Raw genomic sequence first — 19,465 nt, forward strand, 5'->3', positions numbered from 1 at the left:
CGAGTCGTCGGCCCGTGCTTGACACGGGCCTTGGCTTTCTTTTCCGGGCGCCACGCCACACGAACAGCCCAACCCCGTGTCAAGCACGGGGTGACGAAATAATATCCAAGTATAGTCATCAGAGGCTATTAGGTAGGAGCAGGCCCTCTTTATGACCTCACTAAGCTATCTTTAATTCATTCGGGGATAGTCCGGGACATTGTTCATACGCACTGAAAGCAAGCACAATGACCAACGGCATGCCACGCATTTCGGCGGCCCTGCGAATGGCGGCACTCCTGACGTTAGCAGCATCCACCGCCGCCATGGCCCAGAATGAACCGGCAAAGATCGAAACAGTGGCCATACCTGCGCCGGATGCTGAACGACTGGCATTGGCGCGCGATCTCATTGCGCAAGCCTTCCCTGAAGAGAAGCGCGAAGCTCTGTTTACCGATGCGATGGATGCCATGATGAAGCCACTGCGCAAGGCGCTGGATTCAGAAACTGAGTGTGATCCAGAATTGGCCGCGATCACCAACCGCAAGTTCGACAGCTGGTTTGAAACCTCCAAAGTGGTGGCCAAAAAGCACATCCCGGCCCAGATGGATGCAATGGCGCAAGCCTATGCTCGCGAATTTTCTGCCAAGGAACTTTCAGAGTACAGCGCCTTCGCCGCCACCCCCGGAGGCAAACACTTCTTTCTGCGCAATACTGCCATACTGAGCGACCCCAGCGTCGCAGCAGCCAGCGAAAACTATATGCGCGAACTGGTGCCCATAATGAGCAAAATGAGCGAAGAGCTCAATGCCGAGATCGCGGCCTATAAAGGCAAGCACCCGGCAAAGGGCAAGGCCAAGCACTAAGCGAAGCGCGGCCCAATTCCCTCACCCCACCCGATAAACCGCCAATCGCACCGTGTTCCCAACCTTGCCGCCGTCCGCGACATAGATCGAGCGCGCCGCCCACGCATAGTCCGGATGCCCGCTGTCGAGCCGGATAGCAGTGCGCATATAGTATTCGGAAGGCGGTACCGCCTCCCCCGCCACGATCCGCGCCGCGACGTCTGCCGAGGCGTGCCGGATGCCCTGGCTCACCACTTCGATCACCGCGCCGTCATCGGTCTCAATCGCATAGCGCGCGTCGAGCTGCGCCACGCCGCCCACCTGCACCGTCTGCCAGTCCGCGCCCACGTTCAGAATGCGCCCGTTGATCCGCGCGCCGCGCGCCGTCCCGCCGACAATCGGAATAATCCGCCGCGTGCCCGAAAGCGCCGCGCCCATTTCGTGCGGCGGCGAAAGTTCGACCACCAGATCGCAGACATGTTCCAACGCAATGCTCATGCCAAAACCCTCGCCCCAGCCGGGATCGTCGGCGGCGCGGCGTTGAGCTGCTCTTTCGCGAAGCCTGCCGCCTTCTGATAGGCCAGCATGAAAGCCGCGCGCTCCTCCGCCGGGATCACCGCGTCGATATCGTCGAACTGCCCGCCGCAGCGCTCGTCCACCATGTTGAGCAGGCCGAACGGCCCCGCCCCCCGGTTGCGCATCGCCACCGCGCCGATGGGGCCGCACAGTTCGGCATCGAACGCCGCCAGCGCACCCGCGCTCACCCCCTGCTGAGTCATGATCAGCCCCAGCACCCGCGCATCGATGATCGCCTGCGAAGCGCCGTTGGAGCCGGTGGGATACATCGGATGGGCCGCATCGCCGATCAGCAGGACTGGCCCATCCACCCATGTCGGCAGCGGATCGCGGTCGATCATCGGGTTCTCGTAAGCCACGTCAGACCCGGCCAGCAGCGCGGGCAGATCGAGCCAGTCGTAGACGAAGCCTTCGAACTCATGCGCAAACTCAGACAGCGCCACGGGCCGGAACCAGCCCGATTGCGTCCAGTCATGGCCCTCGTCAAAGGTCTGCTCGGCAATCCAGTTGATGTCCGCAAGGCCCTGCGCATCGGGGTGCGAGATCGGATAGAGCACCACGCGGTGGCGGCTGGTGCCCAGCCCCACGAACGAGGAGCCACTGCGGATCGGCACGCCCCGCGCTGTCCCGCGCCACATGATTGTGCCGCCCCAGTGGATCGGCGGCTGATCGGGATGCATTTGCGCGCGGATCGCCGAATGGATGCCATCCGCGCCGATCAGCAGCCGCCCGCCGATCTCCACCGAAGAGCCATCCGCCCGCTCCGCCAGCACCGTCACGCTGCCATCGGCTTCCTTGCGATAGCCGCTCGCCCGGTGCCCCATCAGCACCGCGTCCGGCCCCAGCCGCTCCAGTACGGTGCGATAGAGCAGCATATGAAACTGCCCCCGGTGCACCGCATACTGGTGCCAGCGATAGCCCGCCAGCTTGCCGCGCGGTTCGGCATAGATGTCCTTGCCGTTCAGCCCCACCAGCGCCCATTCGCGCGCCGGGATGCCAACCGCGTCGAGCTGCGCCTCGCCAATGCCAAGGTCTTCCAGTTCGCGCACCGCGTTGGGCTGCAGGTTGATCCCCACCCCCAGCGGCTTCAGTTCGCGCACGCTTTCCAGCACCGTGCAGCGCACGCCAATCTGGTGCAGCGTCAGCGCCAGCACCAGCCCGCCAATGCCGCCGCCTGCAATCAGGACTTCGCCGTTTTCCATCACCCTCACCCGAAAATCACTTGTCCGCGCTATAGACCGGCACCGTATCTGCCAAGGGATCAAGCCGCACCGTGAGCGCCGTGCCCAAGGCGGCGACCAGCAAAACCGCCGCCGCAATCCGCACCTTCTGCGCCGAAATCCCCTCCCACAGCGGCAGCACCGCAAGGCTCGCCACCGCCAGCGGCAAAACCGCCGCCACCGGCAACCCTGGCCCCACGCCCTGCATCACCTGGTGGCCCAGCGAAAGCATGTAGCCCAGGATCGGCGCGCCGGAAATCATGGCCCCGGCCCAGGATATCCCATCATCCTTGCGCGCCGCTGCAATCGCCTCGGCTGTAAACATCATCGGCAGCACCACGACGTATCCCGCTGTCGGTGCGACCACCTGAAGCACCAGCCCCAGCACGAACAGGGGCAGCGCCGCGCCGGCCATGACCGCAGGCGTCGGCTTCTGCGCTCCCATGGTCAGTAGAAATGCTGCCAGCCCGCCGCACAGCGCCATCACTTCCAACCGGGGAATGGCGGCCAGCCGGTCGTAGTAATTGGGCTTGCCCGGTGCGAGGCTGATCTGGTTCACCGCCCAGAGCACCACTCCCGCCAGCACGATCAGTGCCAGCATCCGCCCTGCACCGACAGCCACAGTTTTTACGTCGCCCCGGTGCCGCGCACCCTGCACGAGCCTCACTGCCGCATAGGCGATCATCAGCCACCCGGCCCACGCCGGATAGGCCAGCAGGCCGAGGCGGAACACATCGAAGAACACCACGTCCGCCGCCTTGCCCGGCAGCGGCTCGGCCCGGAGCAGATCGCGCGTCAGATCGAGCACTTGTGCGCCCATGTCCTGCAGCGCGCCTTGATCGAGCGCGTCAGGCGTCGCCTTGGGGGAATGATAGAGCTGCGGCCGCCCGATGAAGGCGAAGTTGTAGGTCGTCCATGGCCCGCCGCGCGTTTCCGAAAGGTCGGTATCGTTGGGCAGCACCTTGTAGATGAACACCGCGAGGCTGGAGCCGCCCGGCCGGGCAATCGCGCCTGCCGCGCGCGCAATCGCCGCGCCGTTTTCGGCAGAGGTTTCGAACAAGGTCGTCCGCCCCCCGCCCCCGCGCGCCTCGACATTGATCACCGCGCCGACATGCGCGCGCAGCGGATCGGCGTTGAAGAAGTGATGCGCCCCATCGAGCCCGGTTTCCTCGCCATCGGTCATGAGCACGATCAGATCGCGCGCTTGCTGCGGACCGGCGCGGAGCGCCCGCACCGTTTCCAGCAGTGCGGCTACCCCTGCGGTATCGTCCGCCGCGCCGGGCGATCCGCCCACCGTATCGTGGTGCGCCATCAGCAGCACGGCGGGGAGCGACGGGTCGCGGCCCGGCAGCACGCCGATCACGTTGGTCAGCGTGGGCGCTGGATCATCCTTCCCGCTCCACCGCGCCAGCCGCTGCGCGCTTTTCGGCCGCGCGGTGAAGCGGGCCTCGCGCACCGTCATTCCCATCTGCCGCATCCGCGCCGCAATATGCGCCCGCACTGCCGCGTTTTCCGGCGAGGCGGCGAGGTGCGGGCCCGCTGCGATCACTCGCACATCGGCCATCGCGCGCCCGGCGGCAAAGACCTGCGGCGGCGCATCGGTGCCCACGGGCGCGGGCGGCGTGGTTGCGCGAATCCCCAGCAGCACGCCCAGAATGAGCGCCGCCAGAAGCGCCAGCCGCTTGTTCATCCGCCCCAAAGTCCTCTCCTGCAGTGAGATTTTGTTAACCAAGCTTGATTACGACTTCTCCGCAAGACCCGTCTGCCGGAGTGCCACCCGTGTTCATCGCCCACCAGTTCACTGCGCACGAGGATCATTCGGCGAATTTCGCCGCGATCCGCACCGAACTGTTCGATGCAGACGGCAGGCCGTTCACCGCGCTGCTCAAGGATTTGCAGCCCGATTATCCCCGCGTCTGGCGCGATATCGCGGTGGGCTACCTCGGCCTTGCGTGGACAGCGGTCAGCACGGTGTGGCTTGCGCAGTTAGGCCTTCCCGGCATGATCGCCGCCATCCTGTTCGGGGCTGCCGGGGTGGGTTTCTGGATCGCCTACGTCCAGCTGTTCATCCACGAAGGCGCGCACGCCAATCTGGCCAAGGAACGCAAGACCAGCGATCTGCTGTGCGATCTCCTCGTGGGCTGGATGATCGGCACCAGCGTGCGCAAGTACCGCAAGGTTCACTTCGAACACCACCGCGCCTTCGGCACCCGCACCGATGCCGAGAACACCTATTTCCGCCCGCTCGACGGCGCGTTCATCGTCAAGGCGCTGACTGGCTGGCGGGTCGTGGAAGTTCTCCTTGCCCGCAGCCGCCTCACCGCGCCCAAGGCCGCCAGCAAGCCCGAAGGCGTCTTGCGTGACAAGCTCGTGCTCCTTGGCGGCATCACTGCGCACCTGGCCATTCTTGCCGCGCTCCTGCTGACCGGCGGACCTGCTGCCGCGCTGGCCTGGGTGATGGGCGTTGGCGTTGTCTTCCCGTTCCTCGGCGCGCTGCGCCAGCTGCTCGAACACCGCTCCTTGGAAGCGCGCGGCGCGGTTGATTATCGCGAGGTCGATCACGGGGCCTACACCCGCCTGTTCGGCACTGGCCCGTTCGCCCGCCTGTTCGGCGCGGCCGGGTTCAACCGCCACTTGCTCCACCACTGGGAGCCGAGCGTGTCCTACACCTGCTTCGACGAACTTGAAGAGGTGTTCGAACGCGTCGGCATGGGCCCCGCGATGGACGCCCGCCGCACCACATATGGCGCCGCCTTCCGCGCGCTCTACAATCGCCGCTGAGAGGCCGACCATGAACGCTCCCACCCTGTTTCCGGAACTTGCCGAAATGACCGGCCACCGCCCTGCCTGTCCCGTTTGCGGCAAACACGACACGCGCTTCCACGCCGAAGCGCACGACATCGAATATTGCACCAGCCATGAGGACTGGATCTGGCATGCCTGCGATCCGTGCGGCGTGCTGTTCATCGATCCCATGCCGGTGGACCGACTGGGTGAGATCTACCCGGCGAACTACTATTCCTATGGCGCCGGCAAGGCTTCCACGGTCCAGAAGATCAAGGAAGCGCTTGATCGCCGCCGCTTCAAGAGCCTGCTGGCCGCCGTTCCGGGCGAGAACCTCTCCGTCCTCGATATCGGCGGCGGCAGCGGCTGGTTGCTCGATATGGTGAAAGGTGCGGATGCCCGCGTCACCACGACCACCGTGGTCGATCTCGATGGCGGTGCCGCGCAGCTTGCCCGCGCCAAGGGCCACACTTTCGTGCAGGGCCGCATCGAGGATGCCGAGCTTGATGGCCAGTTCGATTTCATCCTCATGCTCAACCTGATCGAGCATGTCTCCGATCCGCGCGCGATGCTCGCCAAGGTGCGCCGCTTGCTCAAGCCCGGCGGCCAGCTGTTCATCAAGACGCCGAACTATGCATCGCTTGATGCGCGCCTGTTTCGCCACCGCTCATGGGCCGGGTTTCACACCCCGCGCCACTTCGTGCTGTTCCAGCGCCGCAGCCTTGAGGCGCTCAGCGCCGAATGCGGGCTGGAAACCGTCGCGTTCAGCTACACGCAGGGCGCGCCGTTCTGGTCGGTCTCGCTGCTGGAAGAACTGCGCAAGCTTGGCCTCGTGAAGATCACCGCCGAGCGGCCCGCGGTCAGCCATCCGCTGATCCCGCTACTGCAAGCCGCGAGCGCCGCCTTCGATTTCCTGCGCCGCCCCTTCGCGCCGCTGAGCCAGATGGAAATGGTCCTGAAACCCGCCGACTAAACCCGCCCCTCGATCGCGTCCCAGATCATCCCCGCCGTATCGGTCCCGTTGAACCGATCAATCGCCACGATCCCGGTCGGCGAGGTCACGTTGATCTCGGTCAGCCACTTGCCGCCGATCACGTCGATGCCCACGAAGATCAGCCCCAGCCGCTTGAGTTCAGGCCCCAGCGCGGCGCAGATTTCCTGCTCTTCCGCCGTCAGTTCGGTCTTTTCGGCGTAGCCGCCCACGGCAAGGTTCGAGCGGAACTCGCCCTCTCCCGGCCTGCGGTTGATCGCGCCGGCCACTTCGCCGTCCACCAGCACGATGCGCTTGTCGCCCTTGGCCACATCGGGAAGGAAGGCCTGCACCATGTGCGGTTCGGGCCAGGTCTGGTTGAACACTTCCAGCAGTGCGCCGAGGTTTTCGCCTTCTTCCGAAACGCGGAAGATCGCCTTGCCGCCGTTGCCGTGGATCGGCTTCACCACAATCGCGCCGTGGCGCTTCTGGAATGCACGGACTTCTTCCACCGAACGCGTCACCAGCGTCGGCGGCATGAAGCGGCGGTAATCGAGCACCATCACCTTTTCGGGCGCGTTGCGCACGCTGCGCGGGTTGTTGACCACCAGCGTCTCGCTCTCGATCCGCTCCAATAGGTGCGTCGCGGTGATATAGCCCATGTGGAACGGCGGATCCTGCCGCATCAGCACCACATCGATATCGCGCCCCAGATCGAGCCTGCGCGGCTCGCCTTCGCGGTAGTGATCGCCTGCCACGTGCTGCACCGTCACCGGCACCGCGCGCGCGATGAGCCGGTCGTCCTCGTCGAGCGAGAGCGCGCCAACGTCGTAGTGATAGACCTCATGCCCCCGCGCCTGCGCCGCCAGCATCAGTGCGAACGAGCTGTCGCCATTGATATTGATCGAATGCAGCGGGTCCATCTGGACGGCAACGCGAAGAGTCATTCTGCTATTCCTGCAATGGGGCGCACTAAGGCTGCCAGACGTTGGCCATGTGGCGCGGCCAGTGCCCGGGTGCAAGCAGGATCACGTCGATCCTGAGATCATCACCGGCCCGGGCATAGCGCGGGGCCAGCGCCTCCGCCGCCCGCGCCACGCGCCGCAGCCGCCGCGCGTCGATCGCCTCGTCCAGCGCCGCGCGGGTGCTGCGCCACTTCACCTCAACGAAGGCCACCGTGCGCCCTTTGCGCGCGATCAGGTCGACCTCGCCCACGCCAACGCGCTGCCGCTTCGCCAGAATGCGCCAGCCGCAGGCCCACAGATACCACGCCGCAAGCGCCTCACCGCGCCGTCCGCGCTGCTCGGCCGCTTGCCGGTTCACCCCTTCAGGCCCTCTTTCAACTCCAGCGCCCGCGCATAGAGCGCCTTGCGGTCGAGCCCATGCGCCTTGGCAACGTGGGCGGCGGCCTTGGAAACCGGCAAGTCTACCAGCGCCGCCAGCAACTGCGCATCCACATCCGCCTCGTCCGGCTTTTCCGGCGCGCCCGGCGGCCCGGCCAGCAGCACGATCTCACCGCGCGGCGGATGCGCGGTGTAATGCGCCGCCAGCTCCGCCGCGCTGCCGGTGCGGCATTCCTCGTGCAGCTTGGTCAGCTCGCGCGCCACGGCGATCTCGCGGCCCGGCAGCACTTGCGCCATCGCCTCCAGCGAGGCGACAAGCCGCGGCCCCGTCTCGTAGAACACCAGCGTTGCCGGGATGGGCGCGAGTTCGGTGAGGACATCGACGCGCGCCTTGTCCTTATTGGGCAGGAAGCCCGCAAACAGGAACCGGTCGGTCGGCAAGCCTGCCAAAGTCAGCGCCGCCACCAGCGCGCTGGCACCGGGGATCGTCGTCACCGCAATGCCGCGCGCGCGGGCTTCGCGAACCAGCCGGTAGCCGGGATCGGAGATCAGCGGTGTCCCGGCATCGGACACCAGCGCCACTGCCGAATGCGTCATTTCCCCCAGCAAGGCCTCACGCGCGGCGTCGCTCGCGTGATCGTCATAGCGCCGCAGGGGCCGTTTCAGGCCAAGGTGGTGCAATAACCCGCCAGTAACGCGCGTATCCTCGCATGCCACAACGGCGCAGCCCGCCAAGACCTCGATTGCCCGACGACTGATATCACCGAGATTGCCAATCGGGGTTGCGACAATATAGAGGCCAGCATCAAGTGTGTGCGTATTCATACGCGTACCAATGGACCGGCTACCAGGGAGCGGCAAGCCAATGATGATCGGCAGCATGTGGCAGGCAGGTGCCAAGGCAGGAACAGGCCTGCGCCGTTTCGCGGCCACGGGGGCGCTTGCGCTCCTCGCAGGCTGTACCGTGATCCCCAAGCCGGTCGCCGCTCCGCCGCCGCCGCCAAAGCCGGTCGAAGTCACGCCCGATGCCAATGTCCTGCCCACCGATGCGGACCGCCACCGCGTCGCGCTGCTCGTGCCGATGAGCGGGGCCAATGCGCCCGTCGGCATGGCCATTGCCAATGCAACCACGATGGCGCTGCTCGATACCAACGCGCAGAACGTGCGCATCACGACGTATGATACAGCGGGCGGCGCCGGGCTGGCTGCCAACAAGGCGATCCTCGATGGCAACCGCCTGATCCTCGGGCCGCTGCTGGCCGATGAAGTCGTCGCCGTCGCCAGCGTCGCGCGCCCGGCCAAAGTGCCGATGATCACGTATTCGAACGACGCCGCCGTGGCTGACCGCGATGTCTTCGTGCTCGGCCAGGTGCCCGCGCAGGCCATCGCCCGCGTGGTCGGCTTCGCGCAGGACAAGGGGATCAAGTCCATCGGCGCGATCATCCCGACCGGTGCCTATGGCCAGCGCGTGTCTTCCGCGCTGTTCGTCGCGGCGCGCACGCGGGGGATGACCGTCACCACGGTCGAGACCTACGACCGCAGCAACACCTCGGTCTCCAGCGCGGTGCGCCGCGTGCTGGCCAAGGGCCCGGTCGAAGCGCTGCTGATCGGCGATAGCGGCCGCATCGCGCTGATGGCCGCGCCTGCCGCTGCCGGCACGCAGCTGCTCGGCACCGAATTGTGGAACGGCGATGCCTCGATCGCGAAAAGCCCATCGATGCGCGGCGCGTGGTTTGCCGCCGTATCGGACAAGCGCTTTGCCCAGTTCGAGCAATCCTACCGCTCGCGCTTCGGCACCGCGCCTTCGCGCCTAGCCACGCTGGGCTACGATTCGGTCCTGCTCACGCTCAATGTCGCGCGCGGGTGGAAGCCGGGCACGCTGTTCCCCACTGCCAAGCTCTATGCGCGCGACGGGTTCATCGGCCTCGACGGCGTGTTCCGGTTCGAGCCGAACGGGGTCGCCGAACGCGCGATGGAAGTGCGCGAGGTCAGCGCAGGCACTTTCTTGACCGCCAGCCCCGCGCCTGCAAAGTTCAATCCATAGCGATTACCCCCGGTTTCCGGGGATAATCCGGGATAAGCACAAGCACCCCATTGCCCCGGGAATCGGCCATGTTCTATAGCCGTTCCCATGGCGGACGATCTGTTTGAAAAGCTGCCCCAGCGCGGGCCTGATGAAACCTACGACGGCTCCGCGATCGAGGTGCTCGAAGGGCTTGAGCCCGTCCGCCGCCGCCCCGGCATGTACATTGGCGGGATCGACGAGCGCGCGCTGCACCATCTCGCCGCCGAAGTGCTCGACAACGCGATGGACGAAGCCGTCGCGGGCCACGCGAACCGCATCGAAGTCACGCTCGAAGAAGGCCCGGCCGGCACCGCGGGCAAGATCACGATCACCGATAACGGGCGCGGCATGCCGGTGGACGAGCACCCGAAGTATCCGGGCAAGTCGGCGCTCGAAGTCATCCTCACCATGCTCCACTCGGGCGGCAAGTTCTCGGGCAAGGCCTATGCCACATCGGGCGGCCTCCACGGTGTCGGCATCTCGGTGGTCAACGCGCTTTCGGTGCTCACCCGCATCGAAGTGGCGCGCAACAAGGAGCTTTACGCGCAGGAATTCTCGCGCGGGCTGCCCACCACGCCGCTCCAGCGCATTGGCGCTGCGCCCAACCGGCGCGGCACTTCGGTCACGTTCATCCCCGATGGCGAAATCTTCGGTGAAGACGCGCGTTTCAAGCCTGCCCGCCTGTTCCGTCTCGTCCGCTCCAAGGCCTATCTCTTCGCAGGGGTAGAGATCCGCTGGAAGTGCGCGCCCGCGCTGATTGCAGGGACGGACATTCCCGCCGAGGCCGTGTTCCAGTTCCCCGGCGGTCTTGCCGATCACCTTGCCGAACAAGTCGCGGGCCGCGAATGCGTCACCACGATCCCGTTCACCGGCAGCCAGGATTTCCCGGCAGGCCCGAACGGCGAGGAAATGGGCCGCGCCGAATGGGCTATCGCCTGGCCGCTGTGGTCTGACGGTTCCTACAGCTGGTACTGCAACACCATCCCCACCCCCGATGGCGGCACGCACGAAGCGGGTCTGCGCGCCGCGCTCACCAAGGGCATCCGTGCGTTCGGCGAGCTTGTCGGCCAGAAGAAATCCAAGGACATTGCGCCCGAAGACATGCTGACGGGCAGCGAGATCATGCTCTCGCTGTTCATCCGCGATCCCCAGTTTCAGAGCCAGACCAAGGACCGCCTGACCAGCCCCGAAGCCGCGCGCATGGTCGAGGCCGCGATGCGCGACCACTTCGACCACTTCCTCACCGACAACATGGAGCGCGGCAAGGCCCTCCTCGGTTCGGTGATGGAGCGGATGGACGAGCGCCTGCGCCGCAAGGCGGAGCGCGAGGTCAAGCGCAAGACCGCCACCAACGCGCGCAAGCTGCGCCTGCCCGGCAAGCTCACCGATTGCAGCGGCGAAGGCAGCGGCGAAACCGAACTGTTCATCGTCGAAGGCGATTCGGCAGGCGGCAGCGCCAAGCACGCGCGCGACCGCAAGACGCAGGCGATCCTGCCGATCCGAGGTAAAATCCTCAACGTCGCCAGCGCCAGCGCCGACAAGATCCGCGCAAACGCAGAAATCGCCGATCTCGCGCTCGCGCTGGGCTGCGGGATGCGCAAGGACTGCAACGCCGATGCGCTGCGCTACGACCGCGTGATCATCATGACCGACGCCGACGTCGACGGCGCGCATATCGCCACCCTGCTGATGACCTTCTTCTTTCAGGAAATGCCCGAGATCGTCCGGCGCGGGCACCTCTATCTTGCCCAGCCCCCGCTCTACCGCCTCACCAACGGCGCGACCTCGGTCTATGCCAAGGACGATGCGCACCGCGCCGAGCTGGAAGCGACGAAGTTCAAGGGCAAGAAGGTCGAGGTCGGCCGCTTCAAGGGGCTCGGCGAAATGAACCCACAGCAGCTGCGCGAGACGACGATGAGCCCCGCCTCGCGCAGCCTGATCCGCATCACGCTGCCGCCGGAATACGAAGGCCGCGCCGCAGTGAAGGACCTCGTCGACCGCCTGATGGGCCGCGACCCCGCCCAGCGCTTCATGTTCATCCAGAACCGCGCGGGCGAACTCGATCCGGAAATGATCGACGCGTGAGGCACCCAGCCACCCACGCCCTCGGGGCCTTCACCGTAAACCGCATGGGCTACGGCGCCATGCAGCTCGCCGGCCCGGGCATCTATGGCCCCCCGCGCGATCCCGCAGAATGCATCGCCGTCCTGCGCGAGGCGGTGGAAAGTGGCGTCAACCACATCGACACCAGCGATTTCTACGGCCCCGAAGTCACCAACAAGCTGATCCGCGAGGCGCTCGCCCCTTATCCGCAAGGCCTTGTCCTCGTAACCAAGGTCGGTGCGCGGCGCGGCTCCGATGCCTCGTGGATCATGACGCCGGAGCCTGCCGCGCTCGTCGAGCAGGTCTACGGCAACTTGCGCAACCTCGGTGTGGAGGCGCTCGATGTCGTCAACTTGCGCATCGGCCATGCCTTCAGCACCGACGAGACCAGTCTTGCGGAACGCTTCGGCGCGCTGCGCGATCTCCAACAGCAGGGCAAGATCCGCCACATCGGGCTCAGCAACGTCACCGCGGCGCAGATCGCAGAGGCGCGCGCCATCGGCGAAGTCGCCTGCGTTCAGAATGCCTACAACATCGTCCAGCGCGCGGATGACGCGCTGATCGATGCACTGTCGGCAGATGGCATCCCCTATGTTCCGTTCTTCCCCCTCGGCGGCTTCTCCCCGCTGCAATCGGCCGCGCTCGATGGCCATGCCGCCAGCCTTGGCGCAAGCCCCATGCAGCTTGCGCTCGCCTGGCTGCTCCACCGCGCGCCCAATGTGCTGCTGATCCCGGGCACGTCCTCGCGCGCGCACTTGCGCGAAAATCTGGCCGCCGCACGGATCATGCTCTCCCCGAAAGACATGGCCGCACTCGATGCCATCGCCGCGCCTCTCGCCTGAAATTTAACCACACCCCCCGGGTTTCACCCTAGCCCGCGCCAAACCCCGTTGCAGCCCGCGCCGGTCTAGACCGCCAGCGAAATCGGCCGCGCAGTCCCGCGCAGCCGCAGGGACGGGCTCATACGGCATGGATTATCTCAGGAATGCTCCGATCGGACGCAAGCTCGCGGTGTTGTTCGCCGTGCTTTCGCTGGTTGTTGTCGCCGCCATCGGCAGCATGGTCTGGCGCATGAGCACCATGCGCGCTTCCGAGATCGAAGTGGCGGAGGATCACGTGCCGCAGGCCTTGTCTGCGGACAAGATCAACATCGCGATGGCCGAGTTCGAAAACGCGCTGCGTGCTCACCTGCTCGCAGCCGACGAATACGAGCGCGCCGATGCCGAGGCGAAGATCGCATCGAACCAGAAGATCATCAGCACCCAGACCGCCGCGTTCGAGGCGACCGATCTCGACGACAAGGAAAGGAGCTACCTCAAGGCGTTCAAGAGCGGCTGGCAGCAGATGAGCCAGGATACCAGCCAGATCGTGCAGCTCTCGTCCGAAGGGCGCACCGCCGAAGCACTCGCGCGGCTCGCCACCTCGAACGAGCCGGTCGAGGTCACCACCAAGGCGCTGAGCGCGCTGGCCGAATACCAGAAGAAGCACATCGAAGAGGCGAGCGCGGAAGCCGCCTCGACTTACACGATCGCGCAGTGGACCGGCGTCGTTGCCACGCTTGCGCTGCTCGCTGCGCTCGCTGCGATCTATGCGATGATGGTGCGCCTCGTCGCCCGCCCGGTCGGCCAGATCACCCATGCGATCCAGGATCTTGCCGATGGCCGCCTTTCCCGCACGCTGCAGATTGCCGATACGCAGGATGAAGTGGGCGCGCTGGGCCGGGCCATGCGCGGCCTGCAGGATCAGCTTGGCCGTGCCGAAGCGAGCAAGGCCGAACAGGTCGAACTGATCGTCGGCACGCTCGGCGCCGCGCTGGCGAAGTTCAAGGAAGGCGATCTCGGCGCCCGCGTCACCGCTTCGCTGGAAGGCCCCTTCGCGCGGCTGAAGACCGACTTCAACGCGATGGCCACCGAACTGGAGCAAGTGATCGGCTCGGTTGCCGGAACCGCCACCAGCGTCCAGACTGGCTCGACCGAGATTCGCGCCGCCTCCGACGATCTCGCCTCGCGCACCGAGCAGCAGGCCGCCAACCTCGAATCCGCCGCCAATGCGATGCGCGAAGTGACCGCCAAGGTCGAGCAGAGCGCCAGCAACGCCGGTGCGGTGCGCGAAACCATCGTGCGCGCCACCGACCGCGCCAACGCTGGCGGCGATGTCGTCAAGCGCGCGGTCGGCGCAATGGACAGCATCGTCGATAGCTCGAAGCAAATCACCCAGATCATCGACCTGATCGACGGCATTGCCTTCCAGACCAACCTGCTCGCGCTCAACGCCGGGGTGGAAGCTGCCCGCGCGGGTGAAGCGGGCCGGGGCTTCGCGGTCGTCGCCAACGAAGTGCGCGCCCTCGCCCAGCGTTCGGCCGAAGCCGCGCGCGATATCAAGGGCCTCATCAGCGGCAGCGCGCAACATGTCGAAATGGGCGTTCACCTCGTCTCCGAAACCGGCGAGGCGCTCGATGCGATCATCACTCAGGTCGCCGAAATCGGCGCGCTGGTCGAAGGGATCGCAGACGCTGCGGTCGATCAGGCGGCCAGTATTTCGAAGGTCAACGTGACCATGGGCGAGCTTGACCGCATGACCCAGCAGAACGCCGCGATGGTCGAGGAAAGCGCGGCGGCTTCGCGCAATCTTTCGGGCCAGGCCGCCAATCTCGCCAATCTCGTCGCCCGCTTCCGGGGCAATGCTGCGCCCGCACCGGTGGCTGTGTACAGTGCTCCAGCCGCCCACCGCCCGGCGCCCGCTCCGTTGGCCAGCGCGCCGCGCCCCCTCCCGGTGGCCTCTGCCCCCGCCCACGGCAATCTCGCCGTCAAGCTTGATGAGGACAACTGGTCCGAGTTCTGAACCGCCTCCCCTTGCGAAGTCCGCCCGCGCGGGCTTCGCAAAGGGGCAGCAGTCTACGGCGCGTCCGAGGCTGAATCCTCGCGCTTGGCAGACTTGAAATCGAAACGGATGCGCACCCAGGTGCCGAGCTGCGGCTTGCCGTCCACGCGCGGCGGACGCACCAGGAATTGCCACGCCGCCTGCCGCAGGGCGCGCGCCAGCCCCGATCCGCGCGGGCTTTCATCCACCTCGCGGCAATCCTCGACATGGAAGCGCTCGACCGTGCGGCAGATGATCATCGCCCAATCGCCCGATGAACTGCCGCGCGCCGCGCTCATATAAGGCGAAAGCTCCGCCCGCGTCGGCTCGCGGTACCATTCGGCGTTATAAACCCGCGCGCCCCCCGGCCCGTCGCCGGTGCCTTCGGCGCTGCCGCCACCCCCGCTCGACGCGCCGGTCGATCCGGAACTGCCGCCTGCAGGCTTGATCCGGCTGATATCGGCCTTGGCAATATCCTCGCGGCTCATGCGGATGAACCCCGGCGGCCATTCCACCTGATTCTTGCTCGGGATCTCCACGCGCGGCGGCAGCTTGGGCGGCACGGTCGTCACCGCCTGCACCCGCTCCTGCTTCACGTCCTGCTTGGGCGCGGCCTTTTCCTTGGCCTTGTCGGCGGAAGGCGGGGCAATGTTGATCGCCACCAGTTGCCCCCCGGCATCTCCCACCCCGTCGCCCATGGCGCTCATCGTCACCAGCACGAGAATCATGCCCACACCGGCCAGCACCGCCAGCACGAACGACACGGCCCGGTCCCGGCGCGACGGAGCGTAGCGCGCGGCGCTTGCGGCTGGGATGGACGGCATGGTGCACCGCCTACACGCGGCGCGCAGGCTCGGCAACGCCTCCTGCCCTATCAGTCGGCCCCGCCGCGCCGGTTCGCCCGCATGGTGCGATCAGTGACGCCTGTTGCTTTGTGCGCGTGGCCCAAATAAGCAAAGACCACTATTTTGAACAAACAAACGGCGGCAACCATAAGCAGGTTTCGCGTCGCCATATCCTTGGGGGACAACCATGAAGATCAACCTGCCCACCCGCCGCGCCATGCGCACCGCACTGGCCGCTGCCCTCGGCGTCTGCGCGTTCGCCGCGCCTGCGCTCGCCCACGATGTCGGCGATTGGGTGCTCGCCCCCTGGCGCGACAGTTCGCAGACCTTCCCCGGCGTCGTCGTGGGCAAGAGCGGCTCTTCGCTCACCATCCGGTTCGATGATGGCACCCGCGAAACCCGTATTGCCAGCGAAGTGCGCGACTTCGATTGGCGCAAGGGCTCTTCCATCGAATGCCAGTGGAAGGACGGCAACTGGTACAGCGCCAGGATCAACTGGCTGGCGGAAGACGGCCTGACCATGCAGATCCGCTACGACGACGATGGCACGATCGAGAAGACCACCACCGGCAAGTGCCGCAGCCCGGATTGATTTCGGGGCCAGCCCTGCCCTCTCAATTGAAGCTATTGCCTGTCCGGCGTGACGCCCCTACGGTCTAACCGTTCGGTTAAACCCGCGTCACGCCATCACCCGGCTTGAACCACATTGCTACAGGGACAGGACATGCGCTTCGAAGGCACCAGCAATTACGTCGCCACCGATGATCTCAAGGTTGCGGTCAACGCCGCAGTGCTGCTGCGCCGCCCGTTGCTGGTGAAGGGCGAGCCAGGCACCGGCAAGACCGTTCTCGCGCATGAAATCGCCAAGGCAGTCGGCGCGCCGCTGATCGAGTGGAACGTCAAGTCCACGACCAAGGCGCAGCAGGGCCTCTATGAATACGACGCGGTTGCCCGCCTGCGCGATGGCCAGCTGGGCGATGAGCGCGTCCACGACATTTCGAACTACATCCGCAAAGGCAAGCTCTGGGAAGCCTTCACCGCGCCCAAGCTGCCGGTGCTGCTGATCGACGAGATCGACAAGGCCGATATCGAGTTCCCGAACGATCTCCTGCAGGAGCTCGACCGGATGAGCTTCGACGTTTACGAGACGCACGAGACGATTGCCGCCAAGGAACGCCCGATCGTCGTCATTACCTCGAACAACGAGAAAGAACTGCCCGACGCGTTCCTGCGCCGCTGCTTCTTCCACTACATCAAGTTCCCGGACCGGGAGACGATGCAGTCGATCATCGACGTGCACTTCCCCGGCATCCAGAAGACCCTCGTCACCAAGGCGATGGATATCTTCTACGAAGTGCGCGAAGTCCCCGGCCTCAAGAAGAAGCCGAGCACCTCGGAACTGCTCGACTGGCTGAAGCTCCTCCTCAATGAGGACATGCCGCTCGACATCCTCCAGAACCGCGACCCGACCAAGGCGATCCCGCCGCTGCACGGCGCGCTGCTCAAGAACGAGCAGGACGTGATGCTGTTCGAACGGCTGGCCTTCATGGCGCGGCGACCAGGGAACTAAGCTGGCTGATGATGCCCTCGACCCAGCACCTTACATGGTGCTGGATCTGGGCGGCCGAACGAACGATTTCGTTGCACTAGTGTTGACCGCGATGATGGGCATTGTTTTCGCATCGTTCGGTCCGGCGGGGTACTTCGACTGGTCGTTCGTAAAGCAAGAGAGCCCGGCCAAAGAAATCTGGCTGATGATTATCTCAATTCCGTTGGCATCCGTATGTTTTTGGATTGCCTTTCAAGGTGCCTGCAGGCTTTTCAGCAATCAACCTGACGCCATCATCGACGAGACTGGGATAGTCCTCCCAACATGGATTGCCTCTACCCCGATTAGTTGGTCTGAGATCTCGGCTTCACGGGTCAGGCGAATTGAAGGTGGAAGGATCGGAGTGTATTGGGAGTTGGAGTTGCAACTAAAAACACCCATCCGAGCGTTGGCAAGCTTCTATTGGCCAACTCGGAAGATTACTTTGGGCAGCAGAATGCCTCCTCGCATCAAGGAGGCAGGCCGAATCGTCAGGCACTACCGACTACTGGCTGGCTGGAAGCGGTAATCCTGCCTGCGTACAATTTCATTATAACTCAGACTGGGAGCGAGACATGACCCACCCCGGCGGATGCCTCTGCGGCGCGGTGCGCTTCACCATCAGCGCGGAACCCATCGGTGCGCGCATGTGCTGGTGCCGCGATTGCCAGCGCATCGCCAGCGGTTCAGCCACGGTCAACGTGCTGTTCCCGGAAGAAGCCGTTTCGATCACCGGCGATCTTGGCCTGTTCACGATGATCGCGGACAGCGGAAACACCGTCGAGCGCGGCTTCTGCAAGGTCTGCGGCAGCCAGATCTACAGCCGCACCGTCACGCCGAAGGGCCTGCCGATGCGGATCCGCGCTGGCGTGCTCGACAATCCCGAGCTCTGCCCGCCGACCACCGTCATCTGGGGCGACAGCGCGCCAAGCTGGGCGCCGATCCCCGCCGAAATGCCCCGCCTGCCCAAGGGGCCGCCACCGGTCTGAGCCTCGGGATCAATCCCGGGGCCCAAGCTTCTCCAGCTCCACTTCGGCAAACATCGCCTTCACCGCCGGGCGCGCATTGATCTGTTCGATCCAGCGCACCAGACCCGGCGTCTTGTCCTTGCTCACGAACTCGGGAAACCCGAACTGCATCCCGTTGGCGATGGCGAAGTTGCAGATATCCGCCAGCGTATACTGCCCCGGCACCAGCCACTCATGCTCGCGCAAGTGCGCGTCCAGCCGCTCCACCGAATAGCCGATCTTGCGCATTTCCTCATCGAGCATGTCCTGCGGAAAGCCCTCGCGCGCGCGCCGCCATTTCACCTGCTGCTCCACCACCGGAATGGCCTTCACCTTCTCCTCGAACTCCGCGTCCGAAAGCGCCTTCACCATGTTGCCCACATAGCGGTGCCAACCGATGGTCGAGACACACCAGCAGAAATACTCGTCCACCCACTTGGTCCAAACGCGCATCGCCGCCTTGCCCGCCGAGGTCGCCGGGCGAAGCGAAACGGCTGTCGGGTATTCATCCTCAAGGTACTCGCAGATCACCGTGCTTTCGGTAATCACATGCGCGCCATCGACCAGCGCCGGCACTTGGCCCCGCGGGTTGATCGCCTTGAACCAGTCGGTATGATGTTCGAACTTTGCCGGATCGAGCCGGTTCTTCTCGAACGTCAGGCCCTTCTCATAGAGCGTGAGCAGCGGCTTCATCGAGTTGGCAGCGGGGCCGAAACTGTAGAGCTTGAGCATGGTTATGGGTTTCCTCTCCAGGTTGCCCGCAGCCTACAAATTGTATGGTACACTAACAATACCCAATCGGAGGGAACGCCATGGCCTATACCGGACGCTGCGCCTGCGGGGCCGTCACCGCCGAGATAGCCGCTGACGCGCCCATCGCGGTGCGCCAGTGCTGGTGCCGCCAGTGCCAGCAACTCGCGGGCGGATCGCACAGCACCAACGCCATGTTCCTGACCGAAAACGTGACGATCACCGGCACGCTCGCCGCCCATGCCTACACCGCCGCCAGCGGCAATACCCTTACCCAGTCGTTCTGCCCCGCCTGCGGCACCCCCGTGATGGCGCAAGTCTCCGCCCGCCCGCAGTTCCGCACCATGCGCGTCGGCTTCATCACGCCGCCGCACGATCTCACCCCGCAAATGGTGATCTGGACCGACGACGCACCGGACTGGGCGGTGTTCCCCGAGGGCATCGATCGCCACGCCAAGCAGCCGCCTCCGCCGCCTGCCTCGTAAGACTTGCCCCAGCCCCCCATTCGCCTTAATCATCCGGTTAAGACGC

20 protein-coding genes are annotated in these 19,465 nt (G+C 65.4%); 12 read left to right on the plus strand and 8 right to left on the minus strand.

Annotated features, from left to right (window positions below; genetic code table 11):
* The first annotated feature begins 227 nt into the window (after positions 1-227).
* Positions 228-845 carry a hypothetical protein gene (locus CFE35_RS20845; protein ID WP_292933611.1) on the plus strand — a complete coding sequence of 206 codons (618 nt, stop codon included), beginning with the start codon at positions 228-230 and terminating at the stop codon, positions 843-845.
* Positions 846-866: 21 nt separating this feature from the next.
* Here the strand turns inward: CFE35_RS20845 and CFE35_RS20850 are convergent, their stop codons facing one another.
* Genes CFE35_RS20850 through CFE35_RS20860 form a run of 3 tightly spaced genes read right to left on the minus strand, consistent with a single transcriptional unit; the run spans position 867 to position 4,310 of the window.
* Positions 867-1,322, minus strand: a complete 456-nt coding sequence (locus tag CFE35_RS20850; RefSeq protein ID WP_292933613.1) for a DUF3237 domain-containing protein — start codon at positions 1,320-1,322, stop codon at positions 867-869.
* Entirely contained in the window at positions 1,319-2,602 is a 1,284-nt protein-coding gene (locus tag CFE35_RS20855) for a flavin-dependent oxidoreductase (RefSeq protein WP_292933615.1), read from the minus strand. Before CFE35_RS20855 ends, CFE35_RS20850 begins: the two co-directional genes overlap by 4 nt.
* 16 nt (positions 2,603-2,618) lie before the next feature.
* Complete coding sequence (locus CFE35_RS20860) at positions 2,619-4,310, minus strand: M20/M25/M40 family metallo-hydrolase (RefSeq protein ID WP_292933617.1); 1,692 nt, start codon at positions 4,308-4,310, stop codon at positions 2,619-2,621.
* Positions 4,311-4,390: 80 nt separating this feature from the next.
* Here CFE35_RS20860 and CFE35_RS20865 point away from each other — a divergent pair, with 80 nt between their 5' ends.
* Positions 4,391-5,401, plus strand: coding sequence for a fatty acid desaturase (locus CFE35_RS20865; RefSeq protein ID WP_292933618.1), 1,011 nt, complete (start codon positions 4,391-4,393; stop codon positions 5,399-5,401).
* A 10-nt stretch (positions 5,402-5,411) separates the two neighbouring features.
* The gene (locus tag CFE35_RS20870) at positions 5,412-6,377 is read left to right on the plus strand and encodes a class I SAM-dependent methyltransferase (RefSeq protein ID WP_292933619.1); all 966 of its coding nucleotides are present in this window, start codon (positions 5,412-5,414) and stop codon (positions 6,375-6,377) included.
* Here the strand turns inward: CFE35_RS20870 and gshB are convergent.
* The 3 genes from gshB to rsmI are packed head-to-tail and all read right to left on the minus strand — an operon-like array spanning position 6,374 to position 8,542.
* The gene (gene gshB, locus CFE35_RS20875) at positions 6,374-7,321 is read right to left on the minus strand and encodes a glutathione synthase (protein WP_292933621.1); all 948 of its coding nucleotides are present in this window, start codon (positions 7,319-7,321) and stop codon (positions 6,374-6,376) included. The two genes, CFE35_RS20870 and gshB, sit on opposite strands and share 4 nt — an antisense overlap.
* 25 nt (positions 7,322-7,346) lie before the next feature.
* Positions 7,347-7,697: a YraN family protein gene (locus tag CFE35_RS20880; RefSeq protein ID WP_292933623.1), complete on the minus strand. Its 351-nt coding sequence runs from the start codon at positions 7,695-7,697 to the stop codon at positions 7,347-7,349.
* Positions 7,694-8,542: a 16S rRNA (cytidine(1402)-2'-O)-methyltransferase gene (rsmI, locus tag CFE35_RS20885; protein WP_292933625.1), complete on the minus strand. Its 849-nt coding sequence runs from the start codon at positions 8,540-8,542 to the stop codon at positions 7,694-7,696. The genes CFE35_RS20880 and rsmI overlap by 4 nt, the downstream gene beginning before the upstream one ends.
* Positions 8,543-8,582: 40 nt before the next feature.
* Here rsmI and CFE35_RS20890 point away from each other — a divergent pair, with 40 nt between their 5' ends.
* From CFE35_RS20890 to CFE35_RS20905, 4 genes are all read left to right on the plus strand, one after another.
* Positions 8,583-9,761 carry a penicillin-binding protein activator gene (locus CFE35_RS20890; protein ID WP_292933627.1) on the plus strand — a complete coding sequence of 393 codons (1,179 nt, stop codon included), beginning with the start codon at positions 8,583-8,585 and terminating at the stop codon, positions 9,759-9,761.
* Positions 9,762-9,848: 87 nt separating this feature from the next.
* The gene (locus CFE35_RS20895; protein ID WP_292933629.1) at positions 9,849-11,867 is read left to right on the plus strand and encodes a DNA topoisomerase IV subunit B; all 2,019 of its coding nucleotides are present in this window, start codon (positions 9,849-9,851) and stop codon (positions 11,865-11,867) included.
* Positions 11,864-12,727 (plus strand): oxidoreductase, encoded by an 864-nt coding sequence (locus tag CFE35_RS20900; RefSeq protein WP_292933631.1) that lies wholly within the window; start codon positions 11,864-11,866, stop codon positions 12,725-12,727. The genes CFE35_RS20895 and CFE35_RS20900 overlap by 4 nt, the downstream gene beginning before the upstream one ends.
* 127 nt (positions 12,728-12,854) lie before the next feature.
* Entirely contained in the window at positions 12,855-14,726 is a 1,872-nt protein-coding gene (locus CFE35_RS20905; protein ID WP_292933633.1) for a methyl-accepting chemotaxis protein, read from the plus strand.
* Between the two features lie 53 nt (positions 14,727-14,779).
* On the opposite strand, the gene CFE35_RS20910 is transcribed toward CFE35_RS20905, so the two are convergent.
* Entirely contained in the window at positions 14,780-15,568 is a 789-nt protein-coding gene (locus CFE35_RS20910) for a hypothetical protein (protein WP_292933635.1), read from the minus strand.
* Positions 15,569-15,776: 208 nt separating this feature from the next.
* Here CFE35_RS20910 and CFE35_RS20915 point away from each other — a divergent pair, with 208 nt between their 5' ends.
* The 4 genes from CFE35_RS20915 (at position 15,777) to CFE35_RS20930 (ending at position 18,166) form a co-directional block, all read left to right on the plus strand.
* Positions 15,777-16,181: a hypothetical protein gene (locus CFE35_RS20915; protein WP_292933637.1), complete on the plus strand. Its 405-nt coding sequence runs from the start codon at positions 15,777-15,779 to the stop codon at positions 16,179-16,181.
* Positions 16,182-16,313: 132 nt separating this feature from the next.
* Complete coding sequence (locus tag CFE35_RS20920) at positions 16,314-17,159, plus strand: MoxR family ATPase (RefSeq protein ID WP_292933638.1); 846 nt, start codon at positions 16,314-16,316, stop codon at positions 17,157-17,159.
* 34 nt (positions 17,160-17,193) lie between these two features.
* Entirely contained in the window at positions 17,194-17,706 is a 513-nt protein-coding gene (locus tag CFE35_RS20925; RefSeq protein WP_292933640.1) for a hypothetical protein, read from the plus strand.
* Positions 17,707-17,752: 46 nt separating this feature from the next.
* Entirely contained in the window at positions 17,753-18,166 is a 414-nt protein-coding gene (locus CFE35_RS20930) for a GFA family protein (RefSeq protein ID WP_292933642.1), read from the plus strand.
* Positions 18,167-18,175: 9 nt separating this feature from the next.
* Here the strand turns inward: CFE35_RS20930 and CFE35_RS20935 are convergent, their stop codons facing one another.
* Positions 18,176-18,916 (minus strand): glutathione S-transferase family protein, encoded by a 741-nt coding sequence (locus CFE35_RS20935; protein ID WP_292933644.1) that lies wholly within the window; start codon positions 18,914-18,916, stop codon positions 18,176-18,178.
* A gap of 80 nt (positions 18,917-18,996) precedes the next feature.
* Here CFE35_RS20935 and CFE35_RS20940 point away from each other — a divergent pair, with 80 nt between their 5' ends.
* Positions 18,997-19,419, plus strand: a complete 423-nt coding sequence (locus CFE35_RS20940) for a GFA family protein (protein WP_292933645.1) — start codon at positions 18,997-18,999, stop codon at positions 19,417-19,419.
* Positions 19,420-19,465 lie beyond the last annotated feature (46 nt).

This window comes from Novosphingobium sp. PASSN1 (assembly GCF_002278815.1).

Bases quoted from the DNA above. Each gene is read 5' to 3' on its own strand.
- CFE35_RS20915 (WP_292933637.1), top strand. From the start codon at position 15,777: ATGAAGATCAACCTGCCCACCCGCCGCGCCATGCGCACCGCACTGGCC.
- CFE35_RS20925 (WP_292933640.1), top strand. From the start codon at position 17,194: ATGGTGCTGGATCTGGGCGGCCGAACGAACGATTTCGTTGCACTAGTG.
- CFE35_RS20895 (WP_292933629.1), top strand. From the start codon at position 9,849: ATGGCGGACGATCTGTTTGAAAAGCTGCCCCAGCGCGGGCCTGATGAA.
- CFE35_RS20870 (WP_292933619.1), top strand. From the start codon at position 5,412: ATGAACGCTCCCACCCTGTTTCCGGAACTTGCCGAAATGACCGGCCAC.
- CFE35_RS20855 (WP_292933615.1), bottom strand. From the start codon at position 2,602: ATGGAAAACGGCGAAGTCCTGATTGCAGGCGGCGGCATTGGCGGGCTG.
- CFE35_RS20910 (WP_292933635.1), bottom strand. From the start codon at position 15,568: ATGCCGTCCATCCCAGCCGCAAGCGCCGCGCGCTACGCTCCGTCGCGC.
- CFE35_RS20890 (WP_292933627.1), top strand. From the start codon at position 8,583: ATGATGATCGGCAGCATGTGGCAGGCAGGTGCCAAGGCAGGAACAGGC.
- CFE35_RS20935 (WP_292933644.1), bottom strand. From the start codon at position 18,916: ATGCTCAAGCTCTACAGTTTCGGCCCCGCTGCCAACTCGATGAAGCCG.
- CFE35_RS20920 (WP_292933638.1), top strand. From the start codon at position 16,314: ATGCGCTTCGAAGGCACCAGCAATTACGTCGCCACCGATGATCTCAAG.
- CFE35_RS20940 (WP_292933645.1), top strand. From the start codon at position 18,997: ATGGCCTATACCGGACGCTGCGCCTGCGGGGCCGTCACCGCCGAGATA.
- rsmI (WP_292933625.1), bottom strand. From the start codon at position 8,542: ATGAATACGCACACACTTGATGCTGGCCTCTATATTGTCGCAACCCCG.
- gshB (WP_292933621.1), bottom strand. From the start codon at position 7,321: ATGACTCTTCGCGTTGCCGTCCAGATGGACCCGCTGCATTCGATCAAT.
- CFE35_RS20850 (WP_292933613.1), bottom strand. From the start codon at position 1,322: ATGAGCATTGCGTTGGAACATGTCTGCGATCTGGTGGTCGAACTTTCG.
- CFE35_RS20905 (WP_292933633.1), top strand. From the start codon at position 12,855: ATGGATTATCTCAGGAATGCTCCGATCGGACGCAAGCTCGCGGTGTTG.
- CFE35_RS20930 (WP_292933642.1), top strand. From the start codon at position 17,753: ATGACCCACCCCGGCGGATGCCTCTGCGGCGCGGTGCGCTTCACCATC.
- CFE35_RS20845 (WP_292933611.1), top strand. From the start codon at position 228: ATGACCAACGGCATGCCACGCATTTCGGCGGCCCTGCGAATGGCGGCA.
- CFE35_RS20860 (WP_292933617.1), bottom strand. From the start codon at position 4,310: ATGAACAAGCGGCTGGCGCTTCTGGCGGCGCTCATTCTGGGCGTGCTG.